Annotated in this window: 21 protein-coding genes; 5 read left to right on the top strand and 16 right to left on the bottom strand. The window is 65.5% G+C overall.

Features of this window, described 5'->3' with window-relative positions:
* Positions 1-2: 2 nt before the first annotated feature.
* The gene (locus tag RBT42_RS07995) at positions 3-1,409 is read left to right on the top strand and encodes an acyltransferase (RefSeq protein WP_320363880.1); all 1,407 of its coding nucleotides are present in this window, start codon (positions 3-5) and stop codon (positions 1,407-1,409) included.
* Positions 1,410-1,491: 82 nt separating this feature from the next.
* On the opposite strand, the gene RBT42_RS07990 is transcribed toward RBT42_RS07995, so the two are convergent.
* Positions 1,492-3,228: a sensor domain-containing diguanylate cyclase gene (locus RBT42_RS07990; protein WP_320363879.1), complete on the bottom strand. Its 1,737-nt coding sequence runs from the start codon at positions 3,226-3,228 to the stop codon at positions 1,492-1,494.
* 366 nt (positions 3,229-3,594) lie between these two features.
* Between RBT42_RS07990 and RBT42_RS07985 the strand changes: the two genes are divergently transcribed.
* On the top strand, positions 3,595-4,077 hold the full coding sequence (locus RBT42_RS07985) for a GreA/GreB family elongation factor (protein WP_320363877.1): 483 nt from the start codon (positions 3,595-3,597) through the stop codon (positions 4,075-4,077).
* Between the two features lie 63 nt (positions 4,078-4,140).
* Here the strand turns inward: RBT42_RS07985 and RBT42_RS07980 are convergent, their stop codons facing one another.
* From RBT42_RS07980 to edd, 12 genes are all read right to left on the bottom strand, one after another.
* A complete protein-coding gene (locus RBT42_RS07980) occupies positions 4,141-4,698 on the bottom strand; it encodes a hypothetical protein (protein WP_320363875.1) in 558 nt (185 codons plus the stop codon).
* A 49-nt stretch (positions 4,699-4,747) separates the two neighbouring features.
* The gene (locus RBT42_RS07975; RefSeq protein ID WP_320363873.1) at positions 4,748-5,662 is read right to left on the bottom strand and encodes an MBL fold metallo-hydrolase; all 915 of its coding nucleotides are present in this window, start codon (positions 5,660-5,662) and stop codon (positions 4,748-4,750) included.
* 67 nt (positions 5,663-5,729) lie between these two features.
* Positions 5,730-6,632 (bottom strand): hypothetical protein, encoded by a 903-nt coding sequence (locus RBT42_RS07970; RefSeq protein WP_320363870.1) that lies wholly within the window; start codon positions 6,630-6,632, stop codon positions 5,730-5,732.
* An 11-nt stretch (positions 6,633-6,643) separates the two neighbouring features.
* Positions 6,644-6,868: a hypothetical protein gene (locus tag RBT42_RS07965; RefSeq protein WP_320363869.1), complete on the bottom strand. Its 225-nt coding sequence runs from the start codon at positions 6,866-6,868 to the stop codon at positions 6,644-6,646.
* Between the two features lie 259 nt (positions 6,869-7,127).
* Complete coding sequence (locus tag RBT42_RS07960) at positions 7,128-7,886, bottom strand: Crp/Fnr family transcriptional regulator (protein WP_320363866.1); 759 nt, start codon at positions 7,884-7,886, stop codon at positions 7,128-7,130.
* A 1-nt stretch (position 7,887) separates the two neighbouring features.
* On the bottom strand, positions 7,888-9,054 hold the full coding sequence (locus RBT42_RS07955) for an ABC transporter permease (RefSeq protein ID WP_320363864.1): 1,167 nt from the start codon (positions 9,052-9,054) through the stop codon (positions 7,888-7,890).
* Between the two features lie 12 nt (positions 9,055-9,066).
* Positions 9,067-10,227 carry an ABC transporter permease gene (locus RBT42_RS07950; protein WP_320363862.1) on the bottom strand — a complete coding sequence of 387 codons (1,161 nt, stop codon included), beginning with the start codon at positions 10,225-10,227 and terminating at the stop codon, positions 9,067-9,069.
* Positions 10,227-10,955, bottom strand: coding sequence for an ABC transporter ATP-binding protein (locus tag RBT42_RS07945; protein WP_320363861.1), 729 nt, complete (start codon positions 10,953-10,955; stop codon positions 10,227-10,229). The genes RBT42_RS07950 and RBT42_RS07945 overlap by 1 nt, the downstream gene beginning before the upstream one ends.
* Positions 10,956-10,972: 17 nt before the next feature.
* Complete coding sequence (locus RBT42_RS07940; RefSeq protein WP_320363859.1) at positions 10,973-12,208, bottom strand: efflux RND transporter periplasmic adaptor subunit; 1,236 nt, start codon at positions 12,206-12,208, stop codon at positions 10,973-10,975.
* Positions 12,195-13,529: a glycosyltransferase gene (locus tag RBT42_RS07935; RefSeq protein ID WP_320363857.1), complete on the bottom strand. Its 1,335-nt coding sequence runs from the start codon at positions 13,527-13,529 to the stop codon at positions 12,195-12,197. Before RBT42_RS07935 ends, RBT42_RS07940 begins: the two co-directional genes overlap by 14 nt.
* 165 nt (positions 13,530-13,694) lie before the next feature.
* Complete coding sequence (locus tag RBT42_RS07930) at positions 13,695-14,348, bottom strand: bifunctional 4-hydroxy-2-oxoglutarate aldolase/2-dehydro-3-deoxy-phosphogluconate aldolase (protein ID WP_320363855.1); 654 nt, start codon at positions 14,346-14,348, stop codon at positions 13,695-13,697.
* Positions 14,345-16,207, bottom strand: a complete 1,863-nt coding sequence (edd, locus tag RBT42_RS07925; RefSeq protein WP_320363853.1) for a phosphogluconate dehydratase — start codon at positions 16,205-16,207, stop codon at positions 14,345-14,347. The genes RBT42_RS07930 and edd overlap by 4 nt, the downstream gene beginning before the upstream one ends.
* A 19-nt stretch (positions 16,208-16,226) precedes the next feature.
* Between edd and pgl the strand changes: the two genes are divergently transcribed.
* Positions 16,227-16,958, top strand: a complete 732-nt coding sequence (gene pgl, locus RBT42_RS07920; RefSeq protein WP_320363850.1) for a 6-phosphogluconolactonase — start codon at positions 16,227-16,229, stop codon at positions 16,956-16,958.
* A gap of 92 nt (positions 16,959-17,050) precedes the next feature.
* On the opposite strand, the gene RBT42_RS07915 is transcribed toward pgl, so the two are convergent.
* Complete coding sequence (locus tag RBT42_RS07915; RefSeq protein WP_320363848.1) at positions 17,051-18,166, bottom strand: acyl-CoA desaturase; 1,116 nt, start codon at positions 18,164-18,166, stop codon at positions 17,051-17,053.
* A gap of 14 nt (positions 18,167-18,180) precedes the next feature.
* Positions 18,181-19,305, bottom strand: a complete 1,125-nt coding sequence (locus tag RBT42_RS07910) for a ferredoxin reductase (RefSeq protein WP_320363846.1) — start codon at positions 19,303-19,305, stop codon at positions 18,181-18,183.
* Positions 19,306-19,416: 111 nt separating this feature from the next.
* On the opposite strand from RBT42_RS07910, the gene fabR reads away from it, so the two are divergent.
* Positions 19,417-20,097 (top strand): HTH-type transcriptional repressor FabR, encoded by a 681-nt coding sequence (gene fabR, locus RBT42_RS07905; RefSeq protein WP_320363844.1) that lies wholly within the window; start codon positions 19,417-19,419, stop codon positions 20,095-20,097.
* Between the two features lie 67 nt (positions 20,098-20,164).
* Here the strand turns inward: fabR and RBT42_RS07900 are convergent, their stop codons facing one another.
* Positions 20,165-20,704: a PEP-CTERM sorting domain-containing protein gene (locus RBT42_RS07900; protein ID WP_320363842.1), complete on the bottom strand. Its 540-nt coding sequence runs from the start codon at positions 20,702-20,704 to the stop codon at positions 20,165-20,167.
* A 294-nt stretch (positions 20,705-20,998) separates the two neighbouring features.
* On the opposite strand from RBT42_RS07900, the gene RBT42_RS07895 reads away from it, so the two are divergent.
* Positions 20,999-21,487: a rod shape-determining protein MreB gene (locus RBT42_RS07895; RefSeq protein ID WP_320363841.1), complete on the top strand. Its 489-nt coding sequence runs from the start codon at positions 20,999-21,001 to the stop codon at positions 21,485-21,487.
* Positions 21,488-21,495 lie beyond the last annotated feature (8 nt).

The following is a 21,495-nucleotide window of genomic DNA, read 5'->3' as shown; positions in this document are numbered from 1 at the left end:
CCATGTCGTCCGCCGACCACACCCTGCTGACCCGTGAACGACTGCACTGCGGCGTGACCGCGCCGCGCCAGCCGCTCACCGGCCTGGACCTGTTCAGCGGCCACATCGGCATCCCGGTGACGCTGGTGTACCCGCAGGGCATGCAGGTGCGCCACATGCGCGAGGCCCTGGTACAGACGCTGCGCCATTACCCGCTGATTGCCGGGCGCATGCAGAAAGATGCCGATGGCCAGGTCTATGTGGACTGCAACGACGCCGGCATCGACTTTCGGGTGCACGAGCACGACCGGCCCCTGCCTGCGCACGGGCCGGACTCCGATTTCGGCAGCCAGATCAAGCGTTACTTCAGTGCGGTCTACCCCTGGCAATGGGTGGGCAAGGACCAGCCCCTGCTGCAGGTGAACGTGCACCGCTTCCGGGGCGGTGGCGTCATCCTGTGCTGCTACGGGCCCCACTCGCTGTTCGATGGCTCGGCCTACTGGCAGTTCATGAGCGACTGGTCGCGCATGGCGCGTGGCCTGGAAGTGGTGACGCCGGCATTTGACCACCAGGCCGTGATCGACGCCGCGCAAGCCAAGATGACCCCCGATGCGCCACCTGCCGCACAGGGCCTGGTGCGCGACCCCGACATGCGCACGCGCCTGAGCGTGATGCTGCGCCTGGGCTCGCAAGCGCTGAAGCTGCGCAAAGGCGTGTTCCGCATCCCGGCGACCACCATGCAGCGTTGGAAAGACGAGGCCAGGCTGGCGCTGCCCGCCGATGCCGGCGTGAGCGCAGTGGAGTTGGCCGCCGCGCATTGCCTCAAGGCCATTGCGCCCTTGACGGCCTCGACGCGCGAGCGCCGCGTGGGCATCGTGCTCGACCTGCGGCACCGCCGCCGCCTGCGCATCCCGCGCGACTACTTTGGCAACGCGCTGTGCTACGGCGAGGCCCGCTACACCCCGCAAGACATCGCGCAGGACAGCGTGGCCGTGCTGGCCAGCAAGTGCCGTCCGTCCAACGAACAGGTGAGCAACGACACGTTGTTTCAGCACCTGGCCTTGATGGAGCATTACCGCCAGAGGCGGGCCATCTGGCGCCTGTTCTGGGACTCGGCGGCGGGCACGCTCGATGGGGGGCTGATCCTGAACAACTGCGCCCGCTTCCCGATGTACGACATCAACTTCGGGCAGGGCGGGCCGGCCTGGTACGACATCTGCGGCGTGGCGTTTCGCATGCTGATGGTCGTGCCCACGCCCGAGCAGGATGGCGGGGTGGATCTGCACTTCACCGCCACCAAGGCGGAGTTGAAGGCGGTGGCGGCGAGTTTGGCGGTACAGGTTCAGGCATCCGCCTTGATGCCGGCATCTGGCGTCGCGCCAGCTTCAGCGCAGGCCGAGGCCTCGTTGCCGATAGAGGCGTACTTCTAGGACGAGTGCTTCCAGAGAGCGTCTGCTACGGACTGGCTGCGGACCTTTGCGCTGCACTCACTGGCCGGCAGCCCCAGCCAGCTCAGTCCGCCAACTGCACCTGGTTGCGGCCTTGGGCCTTGGCCGCGTAGAGGGCGGCGTCGGCGCGGCTGAAGAGTTCGGGCAGCGAGGCCTGGAGGCCGGCCGACCGCGTCGCCAGACCGAAGCTGGCGCTCAGGTGCAGCATGCTGCCGTCGGGCAGGTGCAGCGGCTCCTGCTGCATGGCCTGGCGCAGGCGCTCGGCCAGGGCCAGCGCCGCGTCGACATCGCAATCGGGCAGCAGCGCGATGAACTCCTCGCCGCCATAGCGGGCCAGCAGATCGCCGCTGCGCAGCTGGGCCTGCGCGAGTTGCGCCACATGCTGCAGCACCTGGTCGCCGGTCTCGTGGCCATGCTGATCGTTGATGCGCTTGAAATGGTCCAAATCGAACAGCAGCAGCGCCAGCGGCCAACGGCGGCGTTCGGACTGGGCCAGCTGGGCCGGCGCCAGATCGTCGAAGGCGCGGCGGTTCATCAGCCCGGTCAGATGGTCGCGGTGGCTGAGCTGGCGCAGCTCGGTGATCAGGGTCTCGCGCTCGGCCTCCAGCTCCTGGGTGCGTTGCAGGCTGGCCTGCAATGCATGCACCGCAGCCTGTAGCTGGCCTATCTCGTCGCTGCGCTGGACAGGGGGCAGCTGCTGGTTCAGTCGGCCTCGCATCAGCGCCACCATATGCCGTGTGCTGAGCAGCAGCGGCGACAGCACACGGCGTCGCAGCGTGATGAACACGCCGACCTCCAGCGCCAGAATGCAGCAGCCGATCAGTGCATTGACGCGCAGCCGCTGCCGGGCTGCCGCCACCTCCACCAGGGCCTGTTCGCGACCGACCTCGTGCAGCGTGTCGCGCAGCTCGACGATGCTGCGCATCGCCGGCACATAGCGGGAGACGAACTGGGCCGAGTCCATGCCATAGGGCTGATCGGCCAGGCCGCGGGCGGTGAGCTCGGCGATGAAGGGCAGGCTCTGGCCGAAATAGCGTTCCTGCTGGGCCTGCAGCGCGGCGTCGATGCGCGGATCGGACAGGCTGGTGCGCGCCTTCACGTCCAGCAGGGTCTTGAGCTGCTCGATCCTGCCAAGCAGGCGGGGGATGCCGTCGCGCTCTTGCGGGCCGAGCGGCGAGCCGCTGGCCAGCGGCGCGGTGAATTGCGAGCCCAGGCGGCCGGCATGCTCGCGCAGCTCGGTCGCGTAGCGCGCGCCGACCAGCGGCAGCGACAGGCTGGGGTGGATGCGCTCGGCGCTGGCCGACAGCAGGGTGACCGTCTCCAGCACCGTGTCGACGACCTCGAACATCTGGTCGATGACCTTCCGGGTGCTGCGCTTGTCGACTGCCGCGCGCTCGGCCTGCGGCAGCGCCGCCACACGTTCGAGCTCCTGTCGGGCGGCCTGCATTTGCGCGCGCGCCCGCTCCAGCACCGGCAGGGCGGTCAGCAGCTCAGCCTCCTCGCGTTGGCGCAGCCTCGTCAGCGCCACGTCGAAGGCCACATCGGTCGCCTGCTGGAACTGCGTCAGGCGCTTGCGCAACGCGTCCGAGGGCGGGTCGTTGAGGACCGGGATGGCCGGGCCGCGCTCGGCCGAGGCGTGTTCGGCGACCTGCATGGCCGCATAGGCCAGCTCCATCGCCGCCAGACCGGATTCAGCGCGGCGCACGCCCTGCCAATCGGTCCACATCGTGCGCACCAGCATCAAGGAGACCAGACCGAGCAGCAGCGCGGTGGTGCAAAGGAAAAGACGGCTCAGGCGCATGGTGGCCAATATTGTCGGTGCTGCCGCTGCGCCTATTCCTGCGCATACCGACGATTCTTCCCGCCTTGCACGCTTTTTGCGCCGTTCTCCTGCTATCGGCGGCCCTGTGCGTCGCCGTCTGGCCGTGGCTTTGGGCTATTTCCTCAGGCGCCTCGTTGCAGACGCACCCGATGGCGGTCAATGACTGGGCCGGAGGGACGAGGCGGTATGCTCATTGCGTGTACGACACTTGACGGCTTCTGGCAGGGACCGCAACTTCATGGCTGCACCTGCAACTGTCGCTGCCAACGGACCAAGGAAGCCGACCTTGAGCCCTTCATAATCAAGACCAGCCCCCCCGCTTGTTCGAGATGCCTACTTTTCATCATGGATAAATTCTTGCTGCAGCAACAGGTGCTGGAACGTCTTGCCGAAGACCTGCTGCAAGCTGAACAGGCAGCGCGGGAGGCCCATGAAACGGCGACTCACGAAGAATACATCGCCGAGAACAAATACGACACCTTGGGACTCGAAGCCGCCTACTTGGCCACCGGCCAAGCTCGGCGCGCCGATGCCATCCGCCAGGCGATGGGCAATTGGCGCCAATTCCGCCCGCGCCCCTACGACGCCAGCAAAGGGATACAGCTCGGCGCGCTGGTCTGCCTGGTCGATTCCGACGACAAGCAGCAACTGCTCTTTCTCGGCCCGGATGGGGGCAGCATGAAGTTGGTCAGTGGCGCCCAGTTCGTTCAGGTCATCAGCAGCGAATCCCCATTGGGCAGGGCCATGCTGGGTAAATGCGAGGGTGATGAGGTGTCGATACAGGTCGCGCTAATCCGACAGCAGTTTGAGGTGCTGCGGGTTCATTAAGCCGCAGGCAAGTACACGCCGAACTGACCGTGGTCAGCCGCACTTTCCCCGTTTCGTGGCGCATCACTCCCCAAACGAAAGCCGTCCCGCCAAGAGCGCCATCACCTCTTGCAGGTGCGCAGCATGCTGCGGGTCGTCACTGGGTGCGCCCTGCAACAACATCAGTTTGGCCAGGGCTGCGCTGGTCTCGCTGATCTTGCCCGCAGCCTGCCGTGCCTCCACCTGCGCCATCAAAGCACTGGCATCGGCTCGTCGTTGCGCCATGCTGGTTTCTTCGCGGTGGTCGTACCAACGCTGTAGCTCGGCACGCAAGGCTACGTTTTCTGGTTTTTGCCAGTCCTCCATCCCCGTTTCGAGCGCTGTGCTTTCGTCGTCGCCTTCGTCCTCCCCTTGTGGGGCGGGGCCCTCCAAACCTGACTTCACCATCGGTGCGGCACCCATGGTGACAGAAATGTCAGCCGTGTTCGGGAGCGAGCTGGCGGAGACGTTCTGTGCCTCCACCGTGCCCACCGCTTCGGCGCCTTGATCCAGCCAAAAATGCCCCACGATGGCGAGACACAGCCCCGCCGCGGCCAGATAGAGCCAGCGATGAGAGAGTCGGTTCGAATGGATCTTGATCATGAGACACCCAGCATGAATGAGCGTGAAGACAGGGTGGGGTGACGCCGAATCATTTCACCGTGGCGCGCAAGGGCGCCTGACTCAAGGCCCCGCCCGCCTTGACCTGGACGCGCTCAAAGCCTGGAAATGGCACATAGCCGTCGGCCACCAGCCAGCGCTGCTTCGCGGCCTGGGTCAGGGCTCGCCGGCGGTCGGCTTTCGATGCCGTTCCGTCCCCCGTGATCAGCAGTTTGTGCCCGCCAGACTCGATCAGGTAGCCGACCGTTCCTGGCGTTCCGCCCGGCAGTGACACGACGGACAGGCCTGGCACCATGGACACACCGGTCTCGACCGGCTGCAGCTTGCCAGATTTGACATACGGCATCACGCTGGTGATCGTGGTCGCAAAGGACACCTTCTGCTCATCCGGTGCCTGGACGTAGTGGTGGTCGGCCAGCCAATGCACCATGGCCTCTTGAGAGGCATACAACTGCGCATTCTTGAACTGGCGTTGTTCGTCACGGCCCAGCAGGCCACTGACCTGGTCCGCATGCAGACTGGTCAGGAACACCGCCGACACCTCATCCGATGAGATGCCCGCAGACTTCAGGTTCTCGGCGACCTGGCCGAGGTCATCGCCTTGTCGTGCACCGCGACCGGCGTTGATCAGCACCACGGTGCTGCCCCAACGAATCGCGTATGCCGTCACGCCTTGCAAGCCCGGATCCGACTTGAACGATTGCGCCATGGCTTGGGGCCATTCACTCTGCGGCAGCTTGGCGAACCGGGTCGCATCAATGAGGAAGCGTTTGTCCGACAGGGCAAACACCTCGACCTCGCCCAGTTGGTGGCGCTCGACACCCGGCACCTGCACGACGCTCGGTGCGGGCAGGGAGGGGGTGCTCTGGGCTGATGCCGCAGGGATCAGGTGCGCACACACGCACAGGACCATGGCAGTGGCCAGTGGGCTCAACTTGAACTTCATGCAAACTTTCCTTGGGCTTCCAGCCGATTGAGCTGGAGGCTCCTGCCCCCAGCCCTGGCCATGGCGTTCAGTTCTTCAGGTTGTCCAGAATCGCCGGCGGCACGATGGCCAGGCGGCTGCGCTGCGGGTACTGGCCCACCTTCACGCGGGCCACTTCCGTGGCCGATTCGAAGTCGATCACCGACAGGTCGTTGCTCTCGCTGTTGGACACATAGCAGCGCTTGCCGTCCGAGCTGGTGCTGGCCCAGTAGGGCTTGGATCCCGAGGGGATGATGCGGTCGGTCGTCATGGACGGGACGGACGCGACAACGATGTAGTTGTCAATGGTGCCAGCCATGCACAGCTTGGTCTCGGCGCCGTTGATCGCCATGCCGTGGAAGGCCGAGTTCAGCGGGTAGTCGTCCTTGGTCTTGAAGTGGGCCTTGGCGTAATCGCTCATCGGGATCTCGACCTTGTTGAGCACCTTGCCGGTGGCCATGTCGACCTTGGCATAGCCGTTGAGGTAGGACATCTGCAGGTAGGTGAGCTTGCCGTCTCGGGTGATGACGTTGGGGCGGATGCCGTAGGGCAAGGTCCACTTGTTGAGCACCTTGAAGGTCTTGGCGTCCACCACGGTCATCTGCTTCTTGCCCTTGAGCCCGTTCAAGGCGTAAGGCAGGGGGATGATGCCCAGGCTGGAGTTGTAGATGTACTTGCCATCGGGCGAGTAGTCGTTCTGGTGCGGGAAGGCGCCTGTCGGGACCTTGGCCACTTGCTTGCCCGTGGCCGTGTCGATCACGAAGAAGTTGCCGGCGCTGGTGGCCGAGACGGCGATGTGCTTGCCATCGGGGCTGATGCCCATGTGGTCGGCGTTGATGCCGGGGATCGGAAAGCGCCACAGGATGCGGTGATCGGGCGAGCTGAGGTCGATCGCGATGACGTCCGACAGGTTGGAGCGGGAGATGTAAACGGTCTTGCCATCCAGCGACACGGCGATGTCGTCTACAAAGCGGTCACCCCCCTTGGTGGACTTGCCACCTCGTAGGTCGCACGTCGGATGATGTCCATCTCGGCAAGGCGCTCCTTGACGTCAGGGATGGCGTTGACGTAACCCAGTCGGCTCAGCGTGGATTCGTCCACGAAGCTCAGGGTGCCCCCGGCGGAGTCGCCAACGACCAGAATTTTCTTGCTGGATTGGGCGAACGCAGGACCAGAGGCTGCGCCCATGAGCAGGGCGGCACAGGCGAGGGCGACACGGCCCGCTGCAGCAAGATGGTTTCTGTTTGTCATTCCATGTTTCCTCGGTTGTGGGGTCGAACAGCCAACGGCCCTCTGGCGTTCCGCGACGCTGTACGGGTGGCAGCCTTGATGGTGATCAAGCGAGGGATGGAATTCCGTGCGGTATTTAACAATCACCGGGTTAGCGATGGGGCCAGATCGGCGCCAACTCCCCCATTTGGATGGGGGCGTCCAGCCTTGCTGTCGTTCAGCTGGGGAGGTGTTCTTGGTGCAGGCCAGGCGCCGGGCACTCGGCATCGATCTTGGCCACGTCGCACAAGCGCGCCCAGTCGATCACCGTGATGCGGCGGTAGCCCAGCTTCACGATGCCCTGGTCTTGCAGCGCCTTCAAGCCTGCGGCCACGGTCTGGCGCGTCATGCCCAAGGTTTCGGCCAGCGAGCCTTGGTTCAGTGCTGAGCTGCTGGCTGCCAGGTCGGGTACCGCTGTGCCCCCTTGGGTCAGGGTCATCGCGATGACACGCGCGATCTTGGCTTGCGTGTCCAGCCGCGTGATCGCTTCCAGGGCGAAGAACAGCAGGCGGGTTTTCTGGGCCATCAGGACCGCCAGCCTGAAGGTCCACTGCGGGTCTGCGCTGATCAGGCCTTGCAGCCGAGCAGGCGAGACGCGCAGCAGCACGGTGGGCCCCACGGCCTGCGCGTCGTGGGTGCGTGGCAGGCCGTCAAAGAAGGCAATCTCTCCGAACCAGGTGGGTGGGGAGATCACGCTGAGCAGGTTCTCTTGTCCGTTGGGGGCGATGCCGGTCAGGCGCAGACCGCCCTCGGCGACGCAGTAGATGCCATCGAAGCTGTCGCCGCGCAGGAACAGTTGCTGACCCGCCCCCAGGTGCAACACCGTGGCTTCACGGAGCAGGTCTTGCGCTGCCGATGGGGGCAATTGGGCGAACCACAGGCTTTTCTGCAGGACCGGGAGGTAATGCCTGGGGTCTGACTTGGCCAAGGTATGCATCTCAAGCCTGCCTCAAACACTCGATGATGCTCAAGCGGGCCGCCCGCCAGGCCGGGATGAAGCCGCCCACCACGCCCATGAACAGTGCAAAAGCCAGCGTCTGAAACGCCACGCTGGCGGTGAAGCGGAAGCGGAAGGCCATTTCCGAGAAGGTGGCGTAGTTCACCGTGGACACGTCCACGCTCTGCAGCAGCGACGCCGCGCCCAGCCCGATCAGCCCGCCCACCAGCGACAGGCCCAGCGACTCGCCCAGGAAGGCGATCAGCACCGCTTCCTTGCGAAAGCCCAGCGCGCGCAGCGTGCCGATCTCGCCAATGCGCGAGGCCACGGCCGCGAACATGGTGATCATGGCGCCGACGATGGCCCCGATCGAAAAGATCACCGACAACGACATGCCCAGCAGCTTGATGAAGCGCGACATGGACTCCGACTGCTCGGCGTAGAACAGGGTCTCGCGCTTCACGTCGAGCTGTAGGCGCGGGTCGGCATCCACAGCCCGGCGGGCGGCCTCCAGCGCATCAGGGCGAGACAGACGGAACAGGATGGTCGAGTAAGCCGGGCGGCGGAAGGCCTGCATGGCCTGGTGTGAGTCCACCCAGAGTTCCGAATCAAAGGCGCTGCGGTCGGCGTCCATGATGCCCACCACGGTCCAGTCACGACCGGCAAAGTGCAGGGTGTGGCCCACCTCGACGTTGGCAAAGCCCTTGGCGACGGCCTTGCCCGCGACGATCTCGGAGGTGCCGGGGCGGAACATGCGTCCCTCGACCAGCTTGACCTGTGGCCGCATGCTGATGCCGAACTCCGACATGCCGCGCAAGATCACGTTGGCCGTGGTGCCGTCGCGCTTGGGCAGGTTGTTGAGCGCCACGATCTCGCGCGACACCATCTTGCGGCCCAGGTTGTCGTTGGCCACGCCGGGCAGGGTGTCGATGGCGTTGGCCTGGTCGCGGGTGATGTTGGAGTTGATCTCGGTGCCGGCGCCCTTGCGCATCACCACCACGTTGTCGTCCTGGCCGGTGGCGACCATGGTCTCGCTGATGCCTTCGCTCATCATCAGCACGGTGGCGAACACGAACACCACCAGGGCCATGCCGCCGGCAGTGAGCACCGTGGTCACCCGGCGCACCCACAGGTTGCGCATCACGTAAGAGAGGGGAATGGCTCGCATGGGGGTTCTGCCTCAGGCCACGTGGCGCAAGCCTTGCACGATGTCGATGCGCGACATCTTCCAGGCCGGCCAGGCGGCGGCCAGCAGGCCCACCACCAAGGCCGCCAGGGCCTGGTACACCAAGGTGGTTTGCGACACCTCGAAGACCTTGAACAAGGTGCCCGTTTGTTGCACGAAGGCCGCGGTGAGCGGGAAGGTGAGCGCGATGCCCGCGGCACCGCCAATCACGGCAATCATCAGGCTTTCGCCAAACAGCAGCTTCACCACAAAGGCGGGCGAAAAGCCCAGGGCCTTGAGCGTGGCGTATTCGGCCAGGCGTTCGCGCGCGGTCATGGTCATGGTGTTGGCCATCACGGCCATGATGATGAGGATGACGACAAAGCTCACCGCGCGAATGGCCATCAGCACGGTCTGGCTCATGGCCACCATGCCGAGCTGAAACGACTTCTCGGTCTCGGTCTTGGTTTCGGCGTTGGAGTTGCGAAACAGTGCGTCAATCTCTTGCGAGATGGCGGACGCGCGACTGGGGTCGCTGATGCCGACCACGTACAGGGCCACTTGTTCGGCCGCCAGGTTGCCCAGGCGTTTGCGCAGGTTCTCGGACAGCAGCGACCAGTGCATCAGCATGATGCTTTCGTCGGTGGCCGGGTCGGGCGAGGCGTAGATGCCGCGGACCGTGAAGCTCCAGTTGCCGGGGTAGATGGTGCCGCTCAGCGGGATGGTGTCGCCGACCTTCCAGCCAAAGCGCTGGGCCAGATCGCGGCCGATGATGGCGCCTTGGCGGTCGGCCATGAAGGCGGCGCGTTCGGCGTCGCTCACCTGGTATTCGGGGTAGATCGCGAAGTAGCTGGGGCCGTCCACCGCGAAGCGGGCGAAGAAGTTGCGGCGGTCCAGGTAGATGCCGCCAAACCAGTTGGCCCAGGTTACGCCGCTGACGCCCTCGATCTTGCGGATGCGTTCGGCGTAGTAGCGGGGCAGGGGTTGGCCCACCGAGATGGCGCTGCGGGTGATCAGGCGTGTGCTGGACGTGCCTTCCACGCCGGCATACCAGGCGTCGACGATGGTGCGCAGCAGCCCGAAGGCGCTGATGGCCACCACCAGGCCCACCATGGTCAGCAAGGTGCGCAGCTTGTGCCGGAAGGCGTTTTTCAGCAGGAGCTTGAAGAGGAACATCAGTGCGCGTCGCTCGGGTCGTCCACCAGCACGCCCTTTTCCAGGTGGATCATGCGGCTGGCGCGGGCGGCGGCCTTGGGGTCGTGCGTCACCATCACGATGGTCTTGCCCAGGTCGTGGTGCAACTCGTCCATCAGGGCCAACACCTCTTCGCCGGTGGCGCGGTCCAGGTCACCGGTGGGTTCGTCGGCCACGATCAGCGTGGGGTCGGTCACCAGGGCGCGGGCAATGGCCACGCGCTGCTGCTGGCCGCCCGACAGTTCATTGGGGTAGTGGTCCATGCGGTCGGCCAGGCGCACCATTTCCAGCGTGGCCTCCACATGGGCCTTGCGCTGCTTGCGGGTCAGGTTGGTCAGCAGCAGAGGCAGTTCCACGTTCTCAAAGGCCGTGAGCACCGGCATCAGGTTGTAGAACTGAAAGATGAAACCCACGTTGGCGGCGCGCCAGTCGGCCAGCGCGGTCTCGTCCAGCGTGGCAATGTCCACCCCGGCGATGCGGATGGTGCCCGAGGTGGGCTGGTCAATGCCCGCAATCAGGTTGAGCAAGGTGCTCTTGCCCGAGCCGCTGGGGCCCATCAGCGAGACAAACTCGGCGCGGCGCACTTCCAGGTTGATGTCCATCAGCACCGGGATGGGCTGGTCACCGCGTCTGTAGGTCTTGGTGAGGTGGTCGATGCGGATCAGCGTGTCGTCAGTGCCGTCGCGAGGCGCGTCATGCGGGGTGCTCATACTGCGGCGCCCTCGCGTCAGGACGCGGCCAGGCGCACGCGGGCGCCGTCGGACAGGCGCGTGGGCGGGGTGCCCACCAGCTTGTCGCCTTGCTTGAGCTCGCCGCTGATCTCGCGCAGGTCGCCCAGCTGGCGGCCCAGGGTCACCGGCACGGCCTGCGCCACCTCCTTGCCGCCGACGGAGGCAATGCGGTAGACATGGCTCTTGCCCTGGTCGGTGACGATCGCATGGTCGGGCACGGCCAACACGGTCTTCTGGTCGGCGGCGCTGATGTCTTGCGACAGGAAGCTGACCTTGGCGCTCATCTCGGGCAGGATGCGGGCATCGAGCTGCTCGAAGCGGATCTTGGTCATGACCGTGGCTTTGGCGCGGTCCACCGTGGGCACGATGCCCGAGACGCGGCCCTTGAAACGCACACCGGGCAGGGCGTCCAGCACGATCTCGACGGGCTGCCCCACTTGCGCCTTCGACAGATTGCCTTCGGACACGTCGGCCTCGACTTCGAGCGTGCTCATGTCGGCCATGGTGACCACGGCACCCTGTGCGCCCGCGGCGCTCGACATGGGGGTGATGATGTCGCCCACATTGGCGTTCTTGACCAGCACCACGCCGTCAAACGGGGCGCGGATTTCGGTGTAGTCCAAGGCCACCTTCTGGGCCTTGAGCTGGGCGCGTGCCTGTTCCAACGCGGCCTGGCCGGCCGCCGCGGCGGCAAAGGCCGCCTTGTTCTTGCTTACCGTGGTGTCCACCATTTGCGGCGAGATGAAGCCCTGGCCTTCGAGGCTGCGCGCGCGGGCGGTTTCGGCGCGGGCGTTGATCAGCTGCACCCACAGTTGTTTGTGGTTGGCTTCGGCCTGCAGCACGGCGGCCTCGGCGCCCAGGATGGCGGCCTGAATGTCGCTGGCGTCCAGGCGGGCCAACAGCTCACCGCGCTTGACCTGGGAGCCTTCGCGCACGTTCAGCTCCACCAGCCGGCCCGAGGCCTTGGAGGCCACCGCGGCGCGCCGCTGGGCCACCACATAGCCTGAGGCGGTCAGTTGCACATACTGCTGCGAGGGGGTGCTCAGGACCACCGACGTGGTGCTTACTTCTGTGGCACGGGGCATCCACAGGTAGGCACCGCCGGCGACAGCCGCGGCGCCGACCACCAGCCAGGTGCTCAGGCTGGACTTCTTGCGCACAGGGGCCTGTGCACTGCGGTCGATCTTCAGTTTGGACAAGGCCGAGGCCTGGGGTACTTCATTGCTGCTCATGGCGGGCGGGGCAAGATTGGGCGATCAGGCGTGCGGCGGTCACCGTGCCACACACCGGGTTGATGTCCTGCCGCAGCTGGCGTGCGCGTGCGTGCAGGGCGGGGTCGTGGATCAGGCGATGCAGGGCCTGCTCGAAGGTTTTGCCACGTGCTTTGCGGGGGGGCACGCTCAGGGCTGCACCCAGGCGCACCAGGCGCGCGGCGTTGTCGGGTTGGTCCATGCCGAAAGGCACCAGCAATTGCGGCACCCCTGCATGCATCACCTGCGAGGAAATACCGCAGCCGGCCGTGTTCACCACCGCATGGCAGCGTGGGAACAGCGCACCCACCGAAGCCCAAGGCACGGTGATCTGGCCTGCGGGCAGGGGGCCGTTCAGCACGTTCTGGCCGGCCAGGAAAATGGCTCGCACGCCCAGGCGCGCGCACAACTTCGACCAGCCGGGGTAAAAGCGCGCCGCCTGGAACCACAGCGAGGAGCCCAGGCTGAACAGCAGGGGCGGGGGGCCATCTTGCAGGAAGGCTTCCAGCTCGTCGGACAAGGGGGCCGTGTTGCCGTCGAAGAAGTTGAAGCCGGCAAAGTCCACCGGGCCGGGCAGGTCGGTGGGCAACGGCTGGCGCATCATCTCGGGGGCCATCAGGGCCACGCTGCCCCAGGGCGAGATGCAACCTTCGAAGATCGGGTTGCGGGCTGGGTCGAACATGCCGTACTCGCGCGCCTTGTCGTCGAGCGGTTTGATGAAGTTGCGGCCCGAGTTGCGCAGGGCGCGGAACCACCGACGGTAGCGCTCCTCGCCGAGCAGGCGCGGCCAGGGGCGCAGCGACAAGGCGTTGGAGACCACCGGGGGGTCTTGGGCACTGTGCAGGCTCAGGGTCAGCGCCTGCAGGATGACGGACTTCCAGGGCAGGCCGCGCTTGTGCGCCACCATGTGCGCCCAGGGCGTGGTGGGGGGGGCCACCAGCAGGTCGGCGCCTTCGCAGGCCGCGTCCAACTCGGCGCAGATCTGGTCCATGTAGGGATAGACCAGCTTCTCCATCACGAACTTGCCGCCCAGCAGCGGGTGAAAGGCTTTTTGCAGGCGCTCGGCCTGGGTCAGGCCCAGGTCGCGTTCATGCTGGCTGTGGTGGGGCGCCGCGGGCGCGTATTCCACGCCGTGCTCGGTCACCAGATCGCGGAAAAAGTCGGACGTGGCCAGCACCGGCCGGTGTCCCAGGGCCTGCAACTCCTTGGCCAGACCAATGAAGGGCACGATGTCGCCATGCGTGCCGAAGGTGGTGAGCACGATGCGAAGGGAAGCAGCGGTGACTGGCGCGGAGCTTGGCATGTGCCCTTTGGAATGGTCGTCAACAGCCCTGTGTCAGCGGGGCAACCCAGACTGGATGGGCTTGTTGTCAGACTACGCCAGCGTGAAGTGCTTCACGGTAAGGGAAAGCCAGATCACCCCCCCCAGAAAGAGGGTGCGGTGGGCACGCCTCCAGGGCGCCGCCGATCAGGCGGTGAGCGTGCCGCCCAGCGTCAGCGTGTCGCGTGCCAGCTCGGTGATGCGCGCCCAGTCACCGGCCCGCACGGCCGAGGGCGGGGCCAGCCAGGAGCCGCCCACACAGGCCACATTTGGCAAGGCTAGGAACTGGGACGCCGTGTCGAAGGTGATGCCGCCGGTGGGGCAGAACACCGCATCGGCAAAGGGGCCTTGGAAGGCCTTGAGCATGCCCACGCCTCCGGCCTGCTGGGCCGGGAAGAACTTGAAGCGGTTCAGGCCGGCGTCCATCGCGCTCATCAGTTCGGAGGCGGTGGCCACGCCGGGCAGCAGCGGGGTGGGGGCGACGCTGTGCAGGGCACTGAGCAGGCGGGGCGTCAGCCCGGGAGACACGGCCAGGTGCGCACCCGCATGGGCCACGGCCTCCCACTGCTCGGGTGTGGTCACGGTGCCGGCGGCCACCAGGGCCTCGGGCACCTCGCGCACCAGGGTGCGGATCACGTCCAGTGCCGCCGGGGTGCGCAGCGTCACCTCCAGCACCTGCACGCCACCGGCCAGCAGCGCCCGCGCCAGCGGTACCGCATCGTCCACCCGGTCGATCACCAGCACCGGGATCACCGGGCCGCGGGTCAGCGCCTTCTCCAGCGTCAGTTCGTCACCCTTCATGCTTCGCTTTGCTCCGTCCAGCCAAAGGTCATGGCGCCTTGTTCGGCACCGCTCACCATCTGTCGCAGGCCGCCAAACAACTCGCGCCCGGTGCCCGCATGGGCGGCGCTCACGTCCAGCGCGGCGGTGGGGCGGGCGGCCCATTCGGCCTCGGGCACCAGGGCCTCCAGCGTACCCGCTTCGGCGTCCAGCCGGACCAGGTCACCGGTGCGCAGCTTGCCCAGCGGGCCGCCCGCCAGCACCTCGGGCGTCACGTGGATGGCGGCCGGCACCTTGCCCGATGCGCCCGACATGCGCCCATCGGTCACCAGCGCCACCTTGAAGCCCTGGTCTTGCAGATTCGTCAGCAGCGGCGTGAGGGCGTGCAGCTCGGGCATGCCATTGGCGCGCGGGCCCTGGCCGATGACCACGGCGACCACATCGCGGTTCAGTTCGCCACGCTGGTAAGCATCATGCAAGGCCTGCTGGCTATGCACGACCAACGCGGGCGCCTCCACCACGCGGTGCGCGGGCCTCACCGCGGACACCTTGATGACGGCACGGCCCAGGTTGCCCTGCAGCAGCTTCAGGCCGCCATCGGGCGAGAAGGGCGCCTGCTCGGTGGAAATGATGCTCGGATCGCCGCTTTGCGCGGGCGCGTCTACCCAGGTCAGGCTGCCGTTGTGCAGCACCGGCTGCTGCGTGTAGTGCCACAGACCCTCAGGCCCGGCCACGGTGCGCACATCGGCGTGCAACAGGCCCACGTCCAGCAACTCGCGGATGACCAGGGCGACGCCACCTGCGGCCTGGAAGGCGTTCACATCGGCACTGCCGTTGGGGTAGACGCGGGCCAGCAGCGGCACCACGTTGGAGAGCGCATCAAAGTCATCCCAGTTGATGATGATGCCCGCTGCCCGAGCGATGGCGACGAGGTGCAGGGTGTGGTTGGTCGAGCCGCCCGTGGCCAGCAGGCCCACGATGCCGTTGACCACGGCGCGCTCGTCTACCACCTGGCCCACGGGCGTGTATTGCGTGCTGTGCCGCGTGAGCTGCACCACACGCTGCGCCGAGGCGCGGGTCAGGGCCTCGCGCAAGGCGGTGCCAGGCGGCACAAAGGCCGTGCCTGGCAGATGCAGGCCCATGATCTCCATCAGCATCTGGTTGCTGTTGGCCGTGCCGTAGAACGTGCAGGTGCCCGGCCCGTGGTAGGACTTCTCTTCGGCGGCCAGCAAGGCGGCATCGTCCAGCTCGCCAGCGGCGTGGCGTTGGCGCACCTTGGCCTTTTCTTCGTTGCTCTGGCCCGTGCCCATGGGGCCGGCCGGCACAAAAAGGGTGGGCAGGTGGCCAAAGCTCAGGGCACCGATCAGCAGGCCCGGCACGATCTTGTCGCACACGCCCAGGCAGAGCGTGGCGTCGAACATGTTGTGGGACAAGGCCACGGCGGTGGCCATCGCGATCACGTCGCGCGAAAACAGCGACAGCTCCATGCCAGGCTGGCCCTGCGTCACGCCATCGCACATGGCGGGCACACCGCCGGCAAACTGCGCCGTGGCCCCCATCTCGCGTGCGGCCTGCTTGATCCAGTCCGGGTAGGCTGCCAGCGGCTGGTGGGCCGACAGCATGTCGTTGTAGCTGGAGACGATGGCGATGTTGGGCGCGCGCTGTTGGCGCAGCCAGATCTTGTCACCCGCCGGGGCCGCCGCGTAGCCATGGGCCAAGTTGGTGCAGCCCAGGTGCGCCCGTTCGACCGCGTTGTCGCGCGCTGCCGCGTCGATGCGCTGCAGGTAGGCCGCACGCGTGGCCGCGCTGCGAGCACGGATGCGGTCGGTCACCGCCCGCACCGTGTCGTGAAGAGGGGGATGCTGGGGAGCAATGGGCATGGCTCATTATGATGGGCCGATGCCTGAGCTGTCTTGTCCCCCTTCGCTGCACCACACCTTTCACCACGCCGCCGATCCGGCCCTGCTGGCGCTGGACCTGGCCGACCATGTCGCGGCCTTGTTGCGCCAGGGTCTGGACGAGCGCGGGCAGGCCTTGCTGGTCGTGTCAGGGGGCAGCACGCCCGTGCCGTTTTTCCAGGCTTTGGCCCGTTGCGTGCTCGACTGGTCGGCGGTCACGGTCACCCTGGCCGATGAGCGCTGGCTGCCGCCCGATCACCCCGGCAGCAACGAAGCCTTGGTGCGCAAGCACCTGTTGAAGGCGCAGGCGGCTGCCGCGCACTTTGTGCCCCTGTACAACGGTGCCGCCACCCCCGCCGAGGGCGTGCCCGCGCTCGAAGCCACCTTGGCCGCGCTGTCCTGGCCAGCCGATGCGGTGGTGCTGGGCATGGGCGGCGATGGCCATACCGCCTCGCTCTTTCCCGACGCGCCCGAACTGCCCTATGCCTTGCTGGACGTGGCGCCTGCGCGTTGTCTGGCCGTGGGTGCCCCCCTGCCGCCCAACGTCCCCGTGCCCCGCGTGAGCCTCACCCGCCGCGCCTTGCTCGACACCCGCCAGCTGATCGTCCACATCACCGGCGAAGACAAGCTGGAGCTGCTGCACCAGGCCATGCTACCTGGCGACGTGGCCGAGTACCCCATCCGTGCCGTGCTGCAACAGCACACCGTGTCGTGCCACATCTTCCACGCCTGACCTTGCCGGGCTGAGCCAACCCGCTGCGCAGGCAAGAAAAAACCGCATCTGGCGGGTGGCACAGATGCGGTTGGCAGGGAAGCGGGCCGCGCTTACTTCGCCATCTTCGGGCGCAGGGTGCGCGCCGGCGAGCTGGGGAAGGAGTGACGCAGTATGCGCCACAGCACCTGGCCAAACTGCTTCACCATCGAACCGGTGTTGTAGTACTGGCCGTAGCGCTGACAGATGTCGCGCACTTGCACGGCCATCTCGGCGTAGCGGTTGGCCGGCACGTCCGGGAACAGGTGGTGCTCGATCTGGTGGCTCAGGTTGCCCGTCATCACGTTCAGCAGGAAGCCGCCGCTCAGGTTCGAGGAGCCGGCGATCTGGCGCACATACCAGTGGGCGCGGCTGTCGTTCTTCAGCACGCTCTTGGGGAAGGTCTGCACGTCGGTCGTGAAGTGGCCGCAGAAGATGACCGTGTAGGTCCACAGGCTGCGGATCACGTTGGCGACGGCGTTACCGGCCAACACCACCAGGAAGCCCGGGCCAGCCAGCAAGGGCCAGATCAGGTAATCCTTGATCAGCTGACGGCGCATCTTCACCAGAGCCGGTTGTGCGATCTGGAACATCTGCTTGTTGTTGACGCGGCCGGTCAGCCAGCGACCCAGGCGCAGGTCCTGAATGGCCACACCCCACTCGAACAGGATGGCGAAGATGATGGCGTAGATCGGCTGACCCAGGCGGGCCGGGTGCCACTTCTGCTCGGGGAACAGGCGCAGCACGCCATAGCCCAAGTCCTCGTCCATGCCGTGGATGTTGGTGTAGGTGTGGTGACGGAAGTTGTGCGTCTTGCGCCAGTTCTCACTGGTGCCCATGATGTCCCACTCAAAGTTCTTGCCATTGAGGTGGGGGTCACCCATCCAGTCGTACTGACCGTGGATGACGTTGTGGCCCAGCTCCATGTTGTCCAGGATCTTGGACAGGCCCAAGATCACGGCGCCCACCGCAGCGGTGCCAAACACCCAGCCTTCGGGCAGGAACCACGCCACCATCAGCAGGACGCGGCCGAGGATCTCGGAGTAGCGCACGGCCTTGTGGACGTTGCGGATGTAGCGCGCATCGCGCTCGCCCAGGTCGGCCACGGTGCGGGCGCGCAGGGCATCAATCTCGGCGCCAAAGCGCTCCAGTTCGTCGCCACTCAGAACGCGGCTGGTCGGTTTGCTCATGTCAGCAATCACTTTCACAGGTCAAGCGTGAGGTCGGTGCGGGCGCGCGTCATGCAAATGCGCACGTCGATGCCCGGCTGGGCGTCTTGTTCGCCCGTCTGCAGGTCGAGGGTGGTGCCTTCGGTGCGGGTGCACACACAGGTGCGGCACACGCCCATGCGGCAACCCACCTTGGGTTTGAGGCCTTGGGCTTCCAGGGCGTCCAGAATCGACAAATTGGTGGTGATCTCCAGGTCGCGCCCGCTGGCCGCCAGGTGCACCTTCACCGTGGCGGTGGCCGCATCGGCCACCGTGATCGGGGCCATGGGCGTGAAACCCTCGGCCATGAAGCTGCGCACCTGGCCTTCGGTCAGGCTGCGGGCCGCATCGACGAAACCACTGGGGCCGCAGGCATAGACCTGCTTGGCCGACAGGTCACCCACCACGCGGGCGAGCTGTTCGGCACTGATCAGGCCCGATTCTTCGCCTTGCAGCAGTTGCGGCTCTTTCTCCAGCACGAACTGCAGCTTGAAGCGGGGAAACTGCTTGGCGAGCTCGCGCAGTTCGCGGGCAAAGCACAGCTCGGCACGGGTCTTGGCCCAGTAGATCAGGGTCAGGTCCACCGGCATGTTCTGCGCGGCCAGGCTGCGCGTCAGGCTCATCAAGGGGGTGATGCCGCTGCCGGCGGCCAGGAACAGCCACTCGCCCTCGGGCTTGGCAGGCAAGGTCATCTCGCCAAAGGCCGGGCCCAGCTCCAGCACGTCGCCCACCTGAATGTGTTGCACGAGGTGGGTGCTCAGCACGCCCTTGTCCACGCGCTTGATGGTGAGCGACAGGCGGCCATCGCGACGCGGAATGCCCGTGAGGCTGTAGCTGCGCGTGGTGCGGCGGCCGTTGACCTCGGCGGTGACATTGATGTGCTGACCCGGAACAAACTTGCCGCAGTGCGCGTTGGGCTTGAGCACCAGGGTGACGGTGTCGAGTGCCTCGACCTTGCGCTCGACCACGCGGGCCAAAGGACGGTCCCACGACCAGGCCGGGTTCAGCTTGCTGACCCAGAAGTCGAAGATGCCCGGATTCACAAAGGGCGCCACCACCTTGCGCAAGGCGCTGGGTGCCACATTGGCCTGGCCACGAGAAGCGGAGTAGGAAACGGTCACAGAGGCGGTTCTTGAATCTTGATGGTCGAAGTATACGCACAAGCGAACATTTGTCTATACACTTGTGCATTAATTGCCGGGCGATATGATGTTGCCTTGGCCACCCCATACATGAGCGATATCCTGACCGTCCCATCTGACACCCATGTGAACAAGCCACTGGCGGCAGGCACCCCGGGGCGAAAAGCCGTCATTTCACGTGATGACATCATCAAGGCCGCGCTCAAGCTGGCCGGGCCCAACCGCAGCGTCTCATCCTTGAGTTTGCGCGAGGTGGCGCGCGAGGCCGGCATTGCCCCCAATAGCTTTTATCGACAATTCCGGGACATGGACGAGCTGGCCGTGGCCTTGATCGAGCGGGCAGGGCAGTCGCTGCGGCGGATCATTGGGGAGGCCCGCAAGCGCGCGAGCGCCGACCGCAGCGTGGTGCGCGGTTCGGTCGAGGCCTTCATGGAGCAGCTTCGCAGTGACGACAAGCTGCTGCACATGTTGCTGCGCGAAGGCTCGGTTGGCTCTGATGCCTTCAAACAGGCGGTAGACCGCCAGCTGAACTACTTTGAAGAAGAGCTGCGCCTGGACCTGATTCGCCTGGCCGAACTCAACAAGACGGGGCTGTTCGAGCCGGCCCTGACCGCCAAAGCCATCACCCGCCTGGTGTTTGCCATTGGCGCCACGGTGATGGACGCGCCGCCAGAAAAGCTCGATGAGTTGACCGAGCAACTGGTGCTGATGGTGCGAATGATTGTGACCGGCACGCAGACGCTCGCGGTGACGGGTGTGACGGAGCGTTGAGCGTATCCCCAACGCTCAAACAAAAAAGCCCGGCGGTGCCGGGCTTTTTTTTACGTCAATGAGCGGCTCAGGCGCGCTTCTTGCGCAGCATCAGACCTGCCAGCGCGGCACCCATCAAGGCCAGCGAGCCTGGCTCCGGCACCGAGTTGGTCGAACCGGTTGTGATGTCCGTGAAAGACGTCCAGTACCCACTGTAATTGCTGCCGGAGAAGAAGGCCGTGTTGACCGTGATGTCGGTGTTGGACGAGGGAGAGCCATAAGGCGTCCACATGCCGTTGGCGTTATCAACCATCAAGAAATAGGTGCGACCTGCTTCCAGGGCCCAGTCCACGTCCACGAACTGTTGAAGCGAGTCGGTGATCACCAAGGTTGAAAACAGCGTGGCACCGGTGTTGGCGTCGCGCAAGTAGACGGTGTTGTCAGGCCCTTGATTCCAGTACACAAAGCTGTCGAGCACGGTGTTCTGGTTGGCGGTGATGCTCAGGCCGGTATTGGTGTGACCAACAATGGTCTCTGTCAGTGTGGCAGGGCCCGTGATGACCGCAGCCAAGGCTGGTACTGAGAGGGCCAGCGTGGCGACAATGGAGAGCGTGAGTTTCTTGAACATGGGAGTCTCGGACACTGCTGTTGACAACAGTGCTCGTTAAGCAGGTTCAGTGCCAATATGGAAATCCCTTTTGTGTCAAGCACTTGCAGCGCTCATTATTGGGTTGGCATGCGTTCTTGGAGTGATGTGTAAATTATTTCGACACGCTGACAGACCGACAAAATTCTCATGTGAGGGGCATGTCATCATCATCCAACCATGAATGGCATGGTCTCATCTGATCGAGTGTCCTTCAACGTCGGTCGCGCCCTTCCTGCGTCAGACCTTCCATGAAAACAGATTGGTAACGGACCCATGCTCTCCTTCTTCCAGCCGCGCATTTACATCCAGATCTCGCCGCATCTTCTGACCTTGAAGAATCTGAAATCCGGGCTGGAGATCTCAGAGGTGGCGGAACTCGCCGTGTCCTTGCCGCCGAAACCCAAGGCCATCTTGGGTGTAGGGGCTGAGGCGCGCGTGGCGGCGGCGTCCGAGCCAGCGCAACTCATCCAGCCCTTCGCGCACCCACGGTCGCTGGTGTCAGACTTCGCCAGCGCTGAAGCGCTGATTCGGGTCCAACTTCAGCGCGCACTTGGCAAGGGTTGGTTGCGTGCGGCGCCCAGCGTGGTCATCCACCCATTGGGAGATCCAGACGGGGGGTTCACGCAGGTGGAACTCAGAGCCTTTCGTGAGATGGCGCTTGGCGCTGGCGCATCGACTGTCCGTGTCTGGACAGGGCGGCCCTTGGCGAATCATGAACTGCTCTCTGATCAAGTGGCCCTGAGTGGTGGAAAATGGGAGTGAGGCCGCAT

Source organism: Aquabacterium sp., from assembly GCF_034003525.1.
In the GTDB taxonomy this organism is placed as follows: Bacteria; Pseudomonadota; Gammaproteobacteria; order Burkholderiales; family Burkholderiaceae_C; genus Aquabacterium.
This window is presented reverse-complemented; position numbering and strand designations above follow the sequence as displayed.

What these genes read in the sequence shown, in the direction of transcription:
- RBT42_RS07955 (WP_320363864.1), bottom strand. Translation starts at nt 9,054, where the DNA reads ATGCGAGCCATTCCCCTCTCTTACGTGATGCGCAACCTGTGGGTGCGC.
- pgl (WP_320363850.1), top strand. Translation starts at nt 16,227, where the DNA reads ATGCCTGAGCTGTCTTGTCCCCCTTCGCTGCACCACACCTTTCACCAC.
- RBT42_RS07950 (WP_320363862.1), bottom strand. Translation starts at nt 10,227, where the DNA reads ATGTTCCTCTTCAAGCTCCTGCTGAAAAACGCCTTCCGGCACAAGCTG.
- RBT42_RS07915 (WP_320363848.1), bottom strand. Translation starts at nt 18,166, where the DNA reads ATGAGCAAACCGACCAGCCGCGTTCTGAGTGGCGACGAACTGGAGCGC.
- RBT42_RS07930 (WP_320363855.1), bottom strand. Translation starts at nt 14,348, where the DNA reads ATGAAGGGTGACGAACTGACGCTGGAGAAGGCGCTGACCCGCGGCCCG.
- RBT42_RS07975 (WP_320363873.1), bottom strand. Translation starts at nt 5,662, where the DNA reads ATGAAGTTCAAGTTGAGCCCACTGGCCACTGCCATGGTCCTGTGCGTG.
- RBT42_RS07945 (WP_320363861.1), bottom strand. Translation starts at nt 10,955, where the DNA reads ATGAGCACCCCGCATGACGCGCCTCGCGACGGCACTGACGACACGCTG.
- RBT42_RS07900 (WP_320363842.1), bottom strand. Translation starts at nt 20,704, where the DNA reads ATGTTCAAGAAACTCACGCTCTCCATTGTCGCCACGCTGGCCCTCTCA.
- RBT42_RS07995 (WP_320363880.1), top strand. Translation starts at nt 3, where the DNA reads ATGTCGTCCGCCGACCACACCCTGCTGACCCGTGAACGACTGCACTGC.
- RBT42_RS07940 (WP_320363859.1), bottom strand. Translation starts at nt 12,208, where the DNA reads ATGAGCAGCAATGAAGTACCCCAGGCCTCGGCCTTGTCCAAACTGAAG.
- RBT42_RS07985 (WP_320363877.1), top strand. Translation starts at nt 3,595, where the DNA reads ATGGATAAATTCTTGCTGCAGCAACAGGTGCTGGAACGTCTTGCCGAA.
- fabR (WP_320363844.1), top strand. Translation starts at nt 19,417, where the DNA reads ATGAGCGATATCCTGACCGTCCCATCTGACACCCATGTGAACAAGCCA.
- RBT42_RS07965 (WP_320363869.1), bottom strand. Translation starts at nt 6,868, where the DNA reads ATGGGCGCAGCCTCTGGTCCTGCGTTCGCCCAATCCAGCAAGAAAATT.
- RBT42_RS07960 (WP_320363866.1), bottom strand. Translation starts at nt 7,886, where the DNA reads ATGCATACCTTGGCCAAGTCAGACCCCAGGCATTACCTCCCGGTCCTG.
- RBT42_RS07935 (WP_320363857.1), bottom strand. Translation starts at nt 13,529, where the DNA reads ATGCCAAGCTCCGCGCCAGTCACCGCTGCTTCCCTTCGCATCGTGCTC.
- edd (WP_320363853.1), bottom strand. Translation starts at nt 16,207, where the DNA reads ATGCCCATTGCTCCCCAGCATCCCCCTCTTCACGACACGGTGCGGGCG.
- RBT42_RS07980 (WP_320363875.1), bottom strand. Translation starts at nt 4,698, where the DNA reads ATGATCAAGATCCATTCGAACCGACTCTCTCATCGCTGGCTCTATCTG.
- RBT42_RS07895 (WP_320363841.1), top strand. Translation starts at nt 20,999, where the DNA reads ATGCTCTCCTTCTTCCAGCCGCGCATTTACATCCAGATCTCGCCGCAT.
- RBT42_RS07990 (WP_320363879.1), bottom strand. Translation starts at nt 3,228, where the DNA reads ATGCGCCTGAGCCGTCTTTTCCTTTGCACCACCGCGCTGCTGCTCGGT.